This is a genomic window from Bacillus sp. FSL K6-2971, from assembly GCF_038006405.1.
Taxonomy (GTDB): Bacteria; Bacillota; Bacilli; order Bacillales; family Bacillaceae; genus Bacillus; species Bacillus pumilus.
In genome coordinates this window covers 3,427,285-3,441,750 of sequence record NZ_JBBOVD010000001.1, presented here as the reverse complement: position 1 = coordinate 3,441,750, position 14,466 = coordinate 3,427,285, and the positions used below count along the sequence as shown (strand labels likewise).

Below are 14,466 nucleotides of genomic sequence, written 5' to 3'. Positions count from 1 at the left end.
TTCTATCACGCTGAAAAGAAGACAAAGTGCTAAAATAAAAATCATTTTAGCACTTTGTCAACAATCTAAGCCTCTTTTAGAAGAGGCTATTTTTCATGAAAGGCAGGTGGCATCGTGAACCATCGAGCGTATTTAGCTTTAGCCATTCCTTTAACCATCTCAACGATGACCACTCCATTACTTGGAGCTGTTGATACAGCAGTTGTCGGTCAGCTTGCCAACCCCGCGTATATTGGAGGCGTCGCGGTTGGCAGTCTCATTTTCAGTACACTCTATTGGCTCTTTGGTTTTTTGCGGGTGAGTACATCTGCTTTTGCCGCTCAGGCAAACGGGGCGCAGAGTGAAGAGCAGGGCGTACTTGCTTTTCTAAGACCCTTTTTAATCGCCATCATTGTCGGCCTTTGTTTTATTGCCCTACAATGGCCCATTATTCAATCTGCTTTTCTCGTGATCTCTCCGGCTGCGGATGTACGGCAATTTGCAGCAGATTATTTTCATATTCGGATTTGGGGTGCGCCGTTTACCTTAATGAATTATGTGATATTAGGCTGGCTGATGGGAATGGCAAAAATGAAAGAAGCCCTCTCTTTACAAATCTTGATCAATGTCATGAATATGGTCCTTGCCCTCCTGCTTGTTCATGTGTTTTCGTTTGCAGTCAAAGGGGTGGCGGCCGCGACATTGATATCTGAATTAACCGCCTTTGTATTAGGCGCATGGATCATCATGAAACATTCAAAAAACGGGTTCCAGATGCCGTCTATTAAGAAAATCATGGATACACAGGCAGTTCAGAAAATGTTTCATGTGAATAAAGACTTGTTTATTCGGACGATTTGTCTGCTTGTCGTGATTAACATGTTTACAGCAAAAGGTGCTTCTTTTGGAACAGAGATGCTGGCGGCCAATGCCATCTTATTTCAAATTCACTACATCATGGCTTATTTGTTCGATGGTTTTGCCAATGCATCCAGCATCCTTGTGGGGAGATCAGTTGGGGCAAATGATCGCACCCTTTATGAGAGAACTTTAACCCTTTCGAGGCAGTGGGCACTTGTCATGGCATGCCTAATTGCGTCGGTTTATTTTCTCTTAAAAGAGCCGATCTTGGGCTTGTTTACAAATCTTCCCCGTCTTTTAGATGTGACATTAGGCTATGCAGACTGGCTCGTTCTCTATCCGTTTGCCGCTTGTTTCGGTTTGGTCATATACGGTGTATTTACAGGTGCGACAGAAATTGCCCCTGTCAGAAATTCAATGCTGTTTGCGATGATCTTGTTTATCGTTGTTCAAGCAGCGGTTACGCCTATTTGGCATAATCACGGATTATGGTTTGCCTTTATCATCTATACTACCGGACGGTCTGGCTTTTTGATGATGTACAAATCAAGGCTGGATCAGAAGCTTTTCGCAAATGAAAAACACCCTTTGCCATCATGACAAAGGGTGTTCATGTTCATTCGCTTTCTTTTTTCACCTTTTGATACGCCTCATCAAGGTGCTGAATTCGCTTCAAAACCACAGCATTTTTGGTCAGCTGATCTTGTACAAGCGTTGACACCACTGAGCGGTAATAGGCATTCATGGCATGAATCTTGTCTTCATTTTGATTCATGGCGATGTGTTGTTTCAAGTTGTCAACAAAGTATGGAACGGAAAAAAGTTCAGACATGGGAATCACTCCTATTTCGTATATACGGTCCGTCAATCTTCATGTAAAATGATGAGAGGGAGGGGAGACAATGAGCCTTAATCTGCAACAAGAACAAGTATTAAAGCAGGTGCTCACACAAGAACTCAGGCAGGCCATTACATTGCTCCAGCTGAATAGCACTGAGCTTGGCGAGTATCTTGACCAGTTAGCGCTTGAGAACCCTCTGATTGAGCGGAAAGACACGGACAGCTATCAACCAGTTTATCATAAAAAATCTCAAGACCGAATGACAGAGCCGTATCGAACGCATCAAAAAGAAAGCCTGCAAATGTATTTAAAGAAACAAGCCATTGATTTGAATTTAAGTGAAAAGAATCAAAGGATCTTTCATTTTATGATCGAGTCCATTGATTCCAATGGCTATTTAAATGAACCAGTTGACGAGATGGCAGCAGTCTTAAAGGTGTCAGCTGAAGAAGTTGAAGCCGTCCTTCATCAGCTTCAATCGCTAGAGCCTGCCGGTATTGGCGCAAGATCTTTACAAGAAGGCATCCTGCTTCAGCTGAGAAGAAAAAAGGAGCGCTGGTATGAAGCTGAGCTGATCATCGATGAGCACTTCTTTCTCTTTGCAAGAAAGGCATGGAAGGAAATCGCGGCGAAAACAGGTATTTCCATGAAAACACTTCAAGCGGTACAAGATGAGGTGTCGCAGCTTGAACCAAGACCAGGCATCCATTTCTCATACGAAGAAGACCATGTGTATATAGAGCCGGATGTGACGATTACTGTCGTGCAAGACCACATCGCATTTGAGCTGAATCAGCGCGCTTTCCCAGACGTTGAAATGAATGAAGGATACTTCGCTATGATTCAAGACCGAAAGCGGCATGAAGCATATGTGTATCTAAAGGAAAAAGAGCAACAGTACAATTGGCTTCTCCAAGCGCTGAAGCAAAGAAAACAAACGATGACCCATGTCGTTCGTGAGATTATCTTACACCAGACAGATTTTTTCCTTACAGGGAAACATAAAATGAAACCGCTTACGATGAAGCGTATCGCAGATATATTGCAAGTGCATGAGTCAACAGTCAGCCGAACGGTGAAAGGGAAAATGGTGCAAACCCCTTATGGCCTCATGGAAATGAAGCAATTTTTCCAAGCAAAGCTAGAAGGACCCTCACTGGAAGAGGCGTCCAGCTACACAGTCAAGACGTACATCGCAGAGCTGATCCAAACGGAAAATAAGAAAAAACCGTATTCAGATCAGCAAATGATGACGCAGCTTCAGCAAACCTTTGGCATTCGAGTCTCACGCCGAACCATTGCGAAATATCGTGAACAAATGAATCTTCCATCATCTACACTGCGGAAGCGCTATGATTAAAAAGAAGTACTTGCCAGAAACATGGCAGGTGCTTCTTTTTTGTTGAAAGGGAGGCACATAGAAGATTTTTTGAAAATTAAATCGGGGAGACGTGTGAACGGAAATTTTGGGGTAAAGTATAAGATAGGGCATGAGCCGAAAAGGATAGACAACAGTGATGAGGTGAGACCAATTGAAATATAAACAAATCAAAACCAAAAAAATATATGAAGAAATTGCGGATGCATTAATCGAATCCATTCGCACTGGTGAGCTTCTTCCGGGAGAAAAATTAGATTCGGTTCAAGCGCTCTCAGAAAACTTTCAAGTCAGCCGTTCCGCTGTGAGAGAGGCGCTGTCTGCTCTCAAAGCGATCGGATTAATAGAGATGAAGCAAGGGGAGGGCACATATGTGAAGCAGTTCGATCCTGAACAGCTCGCATTTTCTTTATCTCCTGCATTTTTAATGAAGCAGCATGATGTCAGGCAGCTCCTTGAAGTGAGAACCATTATTGAAACAGGTGCTGTCAAAAAGGCGGCGCTGCTTCGGACGGACGATGACCTTCATCAGCTGCGTGATGCACTTGAACAAATGAAGCTGGCAGAAGCCCATGAAGAAATTGGTGAAGAGGCAGATCTCACCTTCCATCTCGCCTTAGCCAAAGCCTCGAAGAATGATGTATTAAAGGTGTTAATGAATCAGGTCTCATCCTTGTTAGTAGAAACGATGCGGGAAACGAGAAAAGTCGTGTTATTCTCAACGAAAGCCTCCATTCGGAAGCTTTACGAAGAACATGAACAAATTTACAAAGCCATCGTTGCAAGGCAGCCAGAAGAAGCAGAGAAAGCGATGCTTACGCATTTGAAAAATGTAGAAAATCTGCTCGGTGATGTGCTGCAAAAACCAGCAGAACAAACAGATACACAATAAGCTGTGCCGAATGATGGCACAGCTCTATTATTGACGAGAAATATGTAGCTTTTTCATTCGATATTGCAGACTTTGCCTGCTCATGCCCAATAAATTTGCAGTCTGTGAAATATTATCGTCCATTTTTTCTAAGTAATGGACGATGTATTGTTTTTCGAATCGTTCCATTTGGGTTTGGAAATCAGTCGTCTGATCTGGGCTTGTATACACAAAGGTGTCAGCAGCTGCGGTTTGCTGCAAAGAATTTGTTTGCAATTGCGCCTTAGGACGGTCTTCCCCGTGTTTAAATCTAAAATGATAGGGAAGGTGATGCATGCTTAAGTCGTCTTCATCCATCATCATATTCATCCCCGCCTCAATCACATGCTCAAGTTCTCTTACATTGCCTGGCCAATGATACGCCTTAAAAAGGGCAAGTACCTCTTCATCTGCCGCCTTCACCTTCATTTGAAACAGCTCATTATATTTTTGAATAAAATGATTCACAAACGTAGGAATGTCCTCTTTTCGTTCAGAAAGCGGCGGAATAAATAAGGTGACAATACCGAGACGATAAAATAAATCCTTGCGCATACGTCCACCTGCGATTGCATCCACAGGGTCCTCATTCATATTGGCAATCACTCTTACATCAACAGCAATTTCCTTTGTGCTTCCTAGCCTTCTCACACGTTTCTCCTGTAAGACGCGCAGTAGTTTTGCTTGAAGATGAGGATTTAATGAGTTGATCTCATCTAAAAGCAAGGTTCCTCCTTGCGCCTGCTCAAATAAGCCAGGCTGATCAGCTGCTCCCGTAAAAGCCCCTTTTTGTGTACCAAAGAGCAGGCTTTCAATCAAATTATCAGGCAGTGCCGCACAATTTTGGGTAATAAATGGTCCGGATGACCGGCTGCTGCCGTTATGAATGCTTTGAGCAAACAGCTCTTTCCCAGTCCCAGTTTCGCCAACAATGAGCACATAGGAAGAGGTGCGTGTCGCTCGTTTCGCATGCTCAATCACCTCTAAAAAGGCAGGGCTTTGTCCAATAATAGAATCGAAGGTAAAGCGGGTGCTTCCTTTTTTCTTCATATTGTGATGAATCAGCCGTTCCAGCTTGGTCACATCATTCGAAATTTCAACAGCCCCTTGAATGAGACCGTATCGAACGAGCGGGTATGTATGGTTAATCGTTGTGATTTCTTTTCCGTTGTAATTATGATACGTCTGCTTGGCATGTACGGTTTGTTTCCCGGTACGCAGCGCTTGGACAAGTGTACTGTGCATTTCATCTTGAAACGCGAAGAAATCGAGTACATTTTTATGGAGAACATCTGAGCGTTTCAATGATTCAATTTCCATCATTTTTTTATTATAAACAACAGTATTGCCATTCTCGTCAATGGCGTGAACCCCGACATCAATTAAATCGAGCATTTGTTTATATAAATCAATCTCATTTTCAAGCTTTGCGGTATGCATATCTTTTTTCACTTGCGCCACCTCCTGACGTTACCTCTATTTTACATGAAAAATTTTGCAGTTTCCTCTAAAAAATTTTGCGCATGCAAAGATATTTTGCGTAATGAATGAGGTAAACCCTTATGATCAAGCGGTCAGAAAGTTGGCACGATCCTTGCATAACATATGGATGAAGATGAACCCAATTGAAAAAAGCTACCTTACAGAAGGAGGAATAGATGATGACACAGACAAATGAATTGATTCAACAAACAGAACAATATGGAGCGGCAAACTATCATCCGTTGCCAATTGTAATTTCAGAGGCTGAGGGAGTGTGGGTGACAGACCCTGAAGGCAATCTATATATGGATATGCTGAGTGCGTATTCCGCAGTGAACCAGGGACATCGCCATCCCCGCATTATTGAAGCGCTCAAAAAACAGGCAGATCGCGTGACACTCACGTCGAGAGCCTTTCATAATGATCAGCTTGGTCCTTGGTATGAAAAAATTTGCAAACTGACGAATAAAGACATGGCACTGCCAATGAATACAGGTGCTGAAGCTGTAGAAACCGCTGTAAAAGCAGCGAGACGCTGGGGCTATGATGTGAAAGGAATCGAAGAGAATCGTGCAGAAATCATTGCGTGTGTTGGCAATTTCCATGGGAGAACGATGACGGCTGTGTCTCTTTCCTCAGAAGCAGAATACCAAAGAGGTTTCGGCCCAATGCTTCCTGGAATTAAGTTGATTCCTTACGGAGATATAGAAGCGTTACGTGAAGCTATCACACCACAGACAGCGGCTTTCCTCATTGAACCGATTCAAGGTGAAGCGGGTATTGTCATGCCGCCAGAAGGCTTCTTGAAAGATGCCAAAACGCTTTGTGAGCAAGAAAATGTGCTGTTCATTGCGGATGAAATTCAAGTGGGGTTAGCACGAACAGGTAAGATGTTTGCGTGTGATTGGGAAGACATTGAGCCAGATATGCTGATTCTTGGGAAAGCTTTAGGCGGCGGAGTATTCCCAATCTCGTGTGTTGTAGCAAACCGCGATATTTTAGGCGTGTTTAACCCTGGTTCTCATGGGTCTACCTTTGGAGGAAATCCTCTTGCGTGTGCGGTGTCGCTTGCTGCACTGGATGTTTTAATCGACGAAAAGCTTGCAGCCCGCTCTATGGAGCTTGGTGAATACTTCAAAGACAAATTGGCACGCATTCAAAGTCCTGTGATTAAAGAAGTGCGCGGCCGCGGACTATTTATAGGCATGGAGCTGACAGAGGCAGCTAGACCTTATTGTGAAAAACTGAAGCAAGCAGGTTTGTTATGTAAGGAAACTCATGAAACAGTCATCCGTTTTGCACCACCGCTGACCATTTCAAAAGAAGATTTAGACTGGGCGATTGGTCATATTGAAGCACTGTTTCAAGCTTAAATGGCAAAGGGGGAGGAAGCTTCACTTTCTCCCTTTCTTTTTCAACGAACAGCGAATTTTGTCAAAGGATGCTGAATAGAAGAGGGAAAGTGGGGAAGTGGATTTGATGCAAGAACAGCATAATGAACTAGAGCGTTCCATGAAAAGCAGACATCTTTTTATGATTGCCTTAGGCGGCGTCATCGGTACGGGCCTTTTCCTTGGATCAGGATTGATTATCCATCAGGCAGGACCGGGGGGAGCCATTCTATCGTTTATCATTGGCGGACTGTTAATGTATTTGGTCATGCTGTGTCTTGGAGAATTAGCAGTGGCGATGCCAACAGCCGGTTCCTTTCAGGAATATGCAACCAAATATATAGGCCCGTCCACAGGCTTTATGATTGGTTGGCTGTACTGGTTTAGCTGGGCGTGTACGATTGGTCTGGAGTTTACATCAGCAGGCATATTGCTCCAAAGGTGGTTTCCAGATATCCCGGTTTGGCTCTGGTGTCTAGCATTTAGCGTGATATTATTTGCCGTGAATGCCATCTCTGCTCGCAGCTTCGCTGAAACGGAGTTTTGGTTTTCAGCTATCAAGGTTGCGGCCATCCTATTGTTTATTATCATCGGAATTGGCGCAATTTTCGGAATGATTCATTTGAAAGGCGGAGAACCAGCCCCTTTATTTCGTCATTTGACGGATCATGGCGGACTATTTCCTAATGGTGTTTTTGCTATTTTATTAACCATGGTCACGGTCAATTTCTCCTTCCAAGGAACAGAACTTGTAGGGATCGCAGCAGGTGAGAGTGAAAGCCCTGAAAAAACATTGCCTCGATCAATACGGAATATTATTTGGAGAACGATGGTCTTTTTCGTTTTATCAATTGCGGTTCTGGCAGCACTTCTTCCATGGCAGACAGCAGGCGCTGTCGACAGTCCGTTTGTGGTCGTGCTGGACAAGGTCGGCATCCCATATGCCGCAGATATCATGAATTTTATTATCATCACCGCTGTCTTATCTGTAGCAAACTCTGGATTATATGCGTCATCACGTATGCTCTGGTCGCTTTCAAAGGACGGGAAAGGACCTGCTTTTACGAAAAAGCTGTCCAAGCGTAAAATCCCGATCAATGCATTATTGGTGACAATGGGTGTATCCGCTCTATCTCTGCTCACAAGTGTTGTGGCACCAAAAACGGTGTATGTGTGGCTTATTTCGATTTCTGGAATGGTTCTTGTTGTGGTGTGGATGTCCATTTGTTTGTCTCAATATTTCTTTAGAAAACAATTCATAAAAGATGGTGGAGATGTAAAGGATCTCGTCTTCCGTACACCGCTCTATCCATTTGTCCCACTAGCAGGCTTCATCGCATTTGGCATCGTGCTCATCAGCCTATTCTTTATTGAGGATCAGCGGATTGGCCTTTATTGCGGCGTTCCGTTCATGGCAGCCTGCTACATCATTTATTATCTCAAAATCAAACCGAAGGAAGAGGCAAAGCGTTTTGCCGAAGAGGAAGGAATCCCAAAAACATAAAAGACGACTATATCAAAAAAATGTGCATGCGGACCTCTTACGCATGCACACTTTCATTGATGAATTCATTCAATATAGAAAAAAATAAAATATTTTGAAAAGAAATATCATAGCAAGAACCTTGATGACAAGCAGGCTATCGGTGAAAATGTGTCTATTTTTTGTCTAAATGTGTTTGTAATAGTTGAAAATGCAAGATGATCCTGTTAAAATAATTAAAGAAAGCAGGGTTTGATTTTTTTTGGCTGTGGCGGGACGTTTTTTGTCACAGTGGGACGTTTTTAGTCCAACGTGAAAAGAAAGGGTCGTTAGCCATGAATCGTTTATTGGAAGCTCAAAAAAAATTATTGCCAGATCTTCTCATCGTTATGCAAAAACGCTACGACATTTTGCAGTACATCAGATTAGCTGAACCAATCGGCCGCAGAAGTCTTGCGACGAGTCTTGGTCTCAGTGAGCGCATCTTACGTGCTGAAGTTCAGTTTTTAAAAGAACAAAATCTGCTAGATGTCAAAACGAGCGGCATGATGCTGACGAGTGAAGGCCACGCTTTGCTTGAAATGCTTGAAGGAATGATGAAAGACGTTTTAGGTTTAACCTTTTTGGAAAATACATTAAAGAGGAAGTTAGGCCTAGAAGAAGTCGTGATCGTTTCTGGTGACAGTGACGAATCCCCGTGGGTGAAGCAAGAAATGGGAAGAGCTGCTGTCCAATGTATGAAAAAAAGGTTTACTGGAAATAATATCGTCGCCGTCACTGGCGGAACGACGATGGAAGCCGTTGCCGAAATGATGACCCCTGATGCCAAAAACAGAGACATGATGTTTGTCCCTGCGAGAGGCGGTCTTGGGGAGAATGTAAAAAATCAGGCAAACACCATTTGTGCCCACATGGCTGAAAAAGCTTCCGGTACTTACAAACTGCTGTTTGTTCCAGGACAGCTGTCAGAAGGTGCTTACTCTTCCATTATTGAAGAGCCGTCAGTCAAAGAAGTGCTTCAAACGATCAAATCATCCACGATGCTCATTCATGGAATCGGTGAAGCAAAAACAATGGCGATGAGACGAAACACACCAGCTGAAGATTTAAAAAAGATTGATGAGCATGACGCAGTGACAGAGGCCTTTGGCTATTACTTTAATCGTGATGGTGAGGTCGTCCACAAAGTGCACTCCGTCGGCATGCAGCTAGATGATTTAGAAAGCATTCCACACATCATTGCTGTTGCAGGTGGATCATCAAAGGCAGGGGCCATTGAAGCTTATTTCAAAAAACCCCGCCGAACGGTTCTCGTCACAGACGAAGGAGCCGCAAAAGAGTTATTAAGGGAGTCAATTGATCCCTCAATATAAACATTGTGACCTATAAAAGGAGGAAACATCATGGCAGTAAAAGTCGGTATTAACGGATTTGGACGTATTGGACGTAACGTATTTCGTGCAGCATTAAACAATCCTGAAGTTGAGGTAGTAGCGGTTAACGATCTAACAGACGCTAACATGCTTGCACACCTTTTACAATATGACTCTGTTCACGGAAAACTAGATGCAGAAGTTTCTGTAGACGGTACAAACTTAGTAGTGAACGGTAAAACAATCGAAGTATCAGCTGAGCGTGACCCTGCGAAATTAAGCTGGGGTAAACAAGGCGTAGAAATCGTTGTTGAATCTACTGGATTCTTCACAAAACGTGCAGACGCTGCAAAACACTTAGAAGCTGGCGCTAAAAAAGTCATCATCTCTGCTCCTGCTAACGAAGAAGATATCACAATCGTTATGGGTGTAAACGAAGACAAATACGATGCAGCTAGCCACGATGTCATCTCTAATGCATCTTGTACAACAAACTGCTTAGCTCCATTTGCAAAAGTACTTAACGATAAATTTGGTATCAAACGCGGTATGATGACAACAGTTCACTCATACACAAATGACCAACAAATTCTTGATCTTCCGCACAAAGACTACCGTCGTGCTCGTGCAGCTGCGGAAAACATCATCCCAACTTCTACAGGTGCTGCGAAAGCTGTTTCACTTGTATTGCCTGAACTTAAAGGTAAATTAAACGGTGGCGCTATGCGTGTTCCAACACCTAACGTATCTTTAGTTGACCTTGTGGCTGAATTAAACCAAGATGTAACTGTTGAAGATGTAAATGCAGCACTTAAAGAAGCAGCTGAAGGAGAACTTAATGGAATCCTTGGCTACAGCGAAGAGCCACTAGTATCTAGTGACTACAATGGTAATGCAAACTCTTCAACAATCGATGCTCTTTCTACAATGGTCATGGAAGGCAGCATGGTGAAAGTCATTTCTTGGTACGATAACGAGAGTGGATATTCTCACCGCGTTGTTGACCTTGCAGCTTACATTGCAAAACAAGGTCTTTAATTTCTCACACTGAAGGAACTCACTTGGTTCTTTCCTAGAGACACGATATAATGAAGACGGACAAGGGAAGGGGAAGCATCCCTTTCCCTTTTTCTCTGTTTTTATCCGTTCTGCACGATTTCTCGTTTTGATGAGGGCAAAATGGGAAAAGGATAAAGAGAGACTTGTCCAATGTGTAAGGAAACCAGAATAAAGGAGGATCTCCTGACGAGCATGAATAAGAAATCAGTAAAAGACATTGACGTAAAAGGTAAAGTTGTGTTCTGCCGCGTAGATTTTAACGTTCCAATGAAAGACGGAAAAGTGACGGATGATACTCGTATTCGCGCAGCATTACCAACGATTGAGTATTTAACAGGACAAGGCGCAAAGGTACTATTAGCTAGTCATTTGGGTCGTCCGAAGGGTCAAGTTACTGAAGAATTGCGTCTGACACCTGTAGCGAAACGTCTTCAAGAGCTTCTTGGACAAGAAGTGAAAAAAGCGGATGAAGCTTACGGCGACAACGTGAAAAAGCAAATCTCTGACTTAAAAGAAGGAGATGTGTTAGTGCTTGAAAACGTTCGTTTCTATCCTGGTGAAGAAAAGAACGATCCTGAACTATCAAAAGCATTTGCTGATTTAGCCGATGTGTATGTCAATGATGCGTTCGGTGCTGCACACCGTGCACATGCATCCACTGCTGGTATTGCAGCATATCTTCCGGCTGTTTCGGGCTTCCTCATGCAAAAAGAGCTTGAGGTTCTAGGAAAAGCCATTTTAAACCCTGATCGCCCATTTACAGCGATTATTGGTGGCGCCAAAGTAAAGGATAAAATCGGTGTGATTGAAAGTCTTCTTGATAAAGTGGACAACCTCATCATCGGCGGCGGACTTGCTTACACATTTGTGAAAGCACTAGGCCACGAAGTAGGAAAATCTTTATTAGAAGAAGACAAAGTAGATTTAGCGAAATCCTTTATGGACCGAGCAAAAGAAAAAGGCGTGAACTTCCTGATTCCAACAGATGTTCTGGTAGCCGACGACTTTTCAAATGATGCGAATACAAGCATTGTGCCAATCTCTGAAATTCCAAGTGATCTAGAAGCACTTGATATTGGAACAGAGACAATAGGCAAGTACGCTGATGTTATTAAAAACAGCAAACTTGTTGTTTGGAACGGACCAATGGGTGTATTTGAAATCGACGCATTCGCTAAAGGAACAAAAGCAATCGCAGAAGCACTGGCAGAAGCAAAAGATACATATTCTGTCATTGGCGGTGGAGATTCAGCAGCAGCTGTTGAGAAATTTGGTCTTGCTGATCAGATGAGCCATATTTCTACAGGCGGCGGCGCTTCACTTGAATTTATGGAAGGCAAAGAGCTTCCAGGTGTTACTGCATTAAACGATAAATAAGACCAAAACTGCTATAAGGAAGTGTCAATCATGAGAAAACCAATTATAGCTGGGAACTGGAAAATGAACAAAACACTTGGCGAAGCGGTTAGCTTCGTTGAAGAAGTCAAGTCATCCATTCCATCTCCTGACAAAGTGGAATCCATTGTCTGTGCGCCAGCCCTTTTCCTTGAAAAGCTAAACAGCCTTTCTAACGGAACAGACCTTAAAATTGGTGCACAAAACATGCACTTTGAAGAAAATGGTGCATTCACTGGTGAAATCAGCCCTGCTGCACTAAAAGATCTTGGCATCGGCTACTCAGTGATCGGTCATTCAGAGCGCCGTGAATTCTTCGCTGAAACAGATGAAACAGTGAACAAAAAAGCACATGCTGCATTCAAACATGGCATCGTTCCAATTATCTGTGTAGGTGAAACGCTTGAAGAGCGTGAAGCTGGCAAAACAAATGAACTTGTCGCTGATCAAGTGAAGAAAGCACTAGCTGGTTTAACAACTCAGCAAGTCGCTGAATCTGTTATTGCATATGAGCCAATTTGGGCAATCGGTACAGGGAAATCTTCTACAGCGAAAGATGCAAACGACGTTTGTGCGCATATCCGTCAAACGGTTGCAAGCGAATATGGTCAAGAAGCGGCATACAGCCTTCGCATTCAATATGGCGGAAGCGTGAAACCTGCGAATATTAAAGAATATATGGCAGAATCCGATATTGACGGTGCTTTGGTAGGCGGCGCAAGCTTAGAACCTCAGTCTTTCGTTCAATTATTGGAGGAAGGTCAATATGAGTAAGAAACCAGCTGCATTAATCATCTTAGACGGATTCGGTTTAAGAGGCGAAACAGTTGGTAACGCTGTTGCCCAAGCAAAGAAACCGAACTTCGACCGCTACTGGAACGAATTCCCGCATCAAACCTTAACGGCTTCTGGTGAGGCAGTAGGCCTCCCGCAAGGTCAAATGGGGAACTCTGAAGTTGGGCATTTGAACATCGGTGCAGGACGCATTGTGTATCAAAGCTTAACAAGAGTGAATGTTGCCATTCGTGATGGGGAATTTGAGAAAAACGAAACGTTCCTAGAGGCAATGACTTATGCAAAAGAGAATGACAAGGCCCTTCATTTATTCGGTCTCCTGTCAGACGGCGGTGTGCACAGCCACATTCAACATCTCTTTGCCCTGCTAAAGCTGGCGAAAAAAGAAGGCTTAACAAAGGTATACATTCATGGCTTCTTGGACGGACGTGATGTTGGTCAGAAGACAGCCAAAGTGTACTTAAAACAGCTTGAAGAACAAATCAAAGAAATCGGTGTCGGAGAAGTGGCAACACTTTCTGGACGCTATTACTCAATGGACCGTGACAAACGCTGGGATCGTGTGGAGAAAGCATATCGCGCGATGGCGTATGGTGAAGGCCCAAGTTATCAAAACATCTATGATGTCGTTGATGACTCCTATGAAAATGGAATCTACGATGAATTCGTTATTCCATCTGTCATCACGAGAGAAAATGGTGAGCCAGTTGCAAAAGTAAACGACGGCGATTCTGTGATTTTCTATAACTTCCGCCCAGACCGTGCGATTCAAATTTCGAACACCTTCACAAATGAAGATTTCCGCTCGTTTGATCGCGGAGAAGCACATCCGAAGAATTTACACTTCGTCTGCTTCACACACTTCAGTGAAACAGTTGATGGCTATGTTGCCTTCAAACCAGTGAATTTGGATAACACAGTAGGAGAAGTGCTAGCGCAAAATGGATTGAAACAGCTGCGGATTGCTGAAACAGAGAAATATCCTCACGTGACGTTCTTTATGAGTGGTGGACGTGAAGAAGAATTTCCTGGTGAAGACCGCATCTTGATCAATTCGCCAGATGTGGCAACCTATGATCTCAAGCCAGAAATGAGCGCTTATGAGGTAAAGGATGCACTTGTTGCAGACATCAATGCTGACAAGCATGATGCGATCATCCTGAACTTTGCTAACCCGGATATGGTTGGTCATTCAGGTATGCTCGAGCCAACAATCAAAGCCATTGAAGCAGTAGATGAGTGCTTAGGAGCTGTTGTCGACGCAATCCTAGCAAAAGGCGGACATGCCATCATCACAGCAGACCACGGTAACGCAGACGTGCTGATTACCGAAGAAGGAAAGCCGCATACTGCACATACGACAAACCCTGTTCCAGTCATCGTAACGAAAAAAGGTGCAACGCTTAGAGAAGGCGGCATTCTAGCCGATCTATCTCCAACGCTTTTAGACTTACTTGGTCTTGAAAAACCAAAAGAGATGACAGGAACATCATTGATTCAGAAATAACAAATTGATTCA

The 14,466-nt window shown here is 43.4% G+C and carries 12 protein-coding genes; 10 read left to right on the top strand and 2 right to left on the bottom strand.

The genetic code is table 11. From position 1 onward, the window contains the following. Positions 1–114 precede the first annotated feature (114 nt). Positions 115–1,440 carry an MATE family efflux transporter gene (locus tag MHI33_RS18440; protein ID WP_106067299.1) on the top strand — a complete coding sequence of 442 codons (1,326 nt, stop codon included), beginning with the start codon at positions 115–117 and terminating at the stop codon, positions 1,438–1,440. 16 nt (positions 1,441–1,456) lie between these two features. Here MHI33_RS18440 and yvfG read toward each other — a convergent pair whose 3' ends face one another. Beyond that, the gene (yvfG, locus tag MHI33_RS18435; RefSeq protein ID WP_003213121.1) at positions 1,457–1,672 is read right to left on the bottom strand and encodes a protein YvfG; all 216 of its coding nucleotides are present in this window, start codon (positions 1,670–1,672) and stop codon (positions 1,457–1,459) included. Positions 1,673–1,742: 70 nt separating this feature from the next. On the opposite strand from yvfG, the gene rpoN reads away from it, so the two are divergent. Continuing rightward, on the top strand, positions 1,743–3,041 hold the full coding sequence (gene rpoN, locus MHI33_RS18430) for an RNA polymerase factor sigma-54 (protein ID WP_106067298.1): 1,299 nt from the start codon (positions 1,743–1,745) through the stop codon (positions 3,039–3,041). Between the two features lie 172 nt (positions 3,042–3,213). Continuing rightward, entirely contained in the window at positions 3,214–3,951 is a 738-nt protein-coding gene (locus tag MHI33_RS18425) for a FadR/GntR family transcriptional regulator (protein WP_106067297.1), read from the top strand. Positions 3,952–3,978: 27 nt separating this feature from the next. Here the strand turns inward: MHI33_RS18425 and MHI33_RS18420 are convergent, their stop codons facing one another. Beyond that, the gene (locus tag MHI33_RS18420) at positions 3,979–5,421 is read right to left on the bottom strand and encodes a sigma-54 interaction domain-containing protein (protein WP_106067296.1); all 1,443 of its coding nucleotides are present in this window, start codon (positions 5,419–5,421) and stop codon (positions 3,979–3,981) included. A gap of 209 nt (positions 5,422–5,630) precedes the next feature. Between MHI33_RS18420 and MHI33_RS18415 the strand changes: the two genes are divergently transcribed. The 7 genes from MHI33_RS18415 to gpmI all read left to right on the top strand — a co-directional run bounded on the left by MHI33_RS18415 (position 5,631) and on the right by gpmI (position 14,454). Next, a complete protein-coding gene (locus MHI33_RS18415) occupies positions 5,631–6,824 on the top strand; it encodes an ornithine--oxo-acid transaminase (RefSeq protein WP_340913020.1) in 1,194 nt (397 codons plus the stop codon). Between the two features lie 106 nt (positions 6,825–6,930). Further along, positions 6,931–8,346: an amino acid permease gene (locus MHI33_RS18410; RefSeq protein WP_065097999.1), complete on the top strand. Its 1,416-nt coding sequence runs from the start codon at positions 6,931–6,933 to the stop codon at positions 8,344–8,346. A 314-nt stretch (positions 8,347–8,660) separates the two neighbouring features. Further along, positions 8,661–9,698 carry a sugar-binding transcriptional regulator gene (locus MHI33_RS18405; RefSeq protein ID WP_003212739.1) on the top strand — a complete coding sequence of 346 codons (1,038 nt, stop codon included), beginning with the start codon at positions 8,661–8,663 and terminating at the stop codon, positions 9,696–9,698. A 30-nt stretch (positions 9,699–9,728) separates the two neighbouring features. Then, on the top strand, positions 9,729–10,736 hold the full coding sequence (gap, locus tag MHI33_RS18400; protein ID WP_044138978.1) for a type I glyceraldehyde-3-phosphate dehydrogenase: 1,008 nt from the start codon (positions 9,729–9,731) through the stop codon (positions 10,734–10,736). Between the two features lie 213 nt (positions 10,737–10,949). Further along, positions 10,950–12,134 carry a phosphoglycerate kinase gene (locus MHI33_RS18395; protein ID WP_044138977.1) on the top strand — a complete coding sequence of 395 codons (1,185 nt, stop codon included), beginning with the start codon at positions 10,950–10,952 and terminating at the stop codon, positions 12,132–12,134. A gap of 30 nt (positions 12,135–12,164) precedes the next feature. After that, complete coding sequence (gene tpiA, locus MHI33_RS18390; protein WP_340913015.1) at positions 12,165–12,926, top strand: triose-phosphate isomerase; 762 nt, start codon at positions 12,165–12,167, stop codon at positions 12,924–12,926. Continuing rightward, the gene (gene gpmI / locus MHI33_RS18385; protein ID WP_003213111.1) at positions 12,919–14,454 is read left to right on the top strand and encodes a 2,3-bisphosphoglycerate-independent phosphoglycerate mutase; all 1,536 of its coding nucleotides are present in this window, start codon (positions 12,919–12,921) and stop codon (positions 14,452–14,454) included. Before tpiA ends, gpmI begins: the two co-directional genes overlap by 8 nt. The last annotated feature ends 12 nt before the right edge of the window (positions 14,455–14,466 follow it).

Coding starts and splice junctions, on each gene's coding strand:
- tpiA (WP_340913015.1), top strand. CDS start 12,165: ATGAGAAAACCAATTATAGCTGGGAACTGGAAAATGAACAAAACACTT.
- MHI33_RS18405 (WP_003212739.1), top strand. CDS start 8,661: ATGAATCGTTTATTGGAAGCTCAAAAAAAATTATTGCCAGATCTTCTC.
- MHI33_RS18415 (WP_340913020.1), top strand. CDS start 5,631: ATGACACAGACAAATGAATTGATTCAACAAACAGAACAATATGGAGCG.
- gap (WP_044138978.1), top strand. CDS start 9,729: ATGGCAGTAAAAGTCGGTATTAACGGATTTGGACGTATTGGACGTAAC.
- gpmI (WP_003213111.1), top strand. CDS start 12,919: ATGAGTAAGAAACCAGCTGCATTAATCATCTTAGACGGATTCGGTTTA.
- MHI33_RS18395 (WP_044138977.1), top strand. CDS start 10,950: ATGAATAAGAAATCAGTAAAAGACATTGACGTAAAAGGTAAAGTTGTG.
- MHI33_RS18410 (WP_065097999.1), top strand. CDS start 6,931: ATGCAAGAACAGCATAATGAACTAGAGCGTTCCATGAAAAGCAGACAT.
- yvfG (WP_003213121.1), bottom strand. CDS start 1,672: ATGTCTGAACTTTTTTCCGTTCCATACTTTGTTGACAACTTGAAACAA.
- rpoN (WP_106067298.1), top strand. CDS start 1,743: ATGAGCCTTAATCTGCAACAAGAACAAGTATTAAAGCAGGTGCTCACA.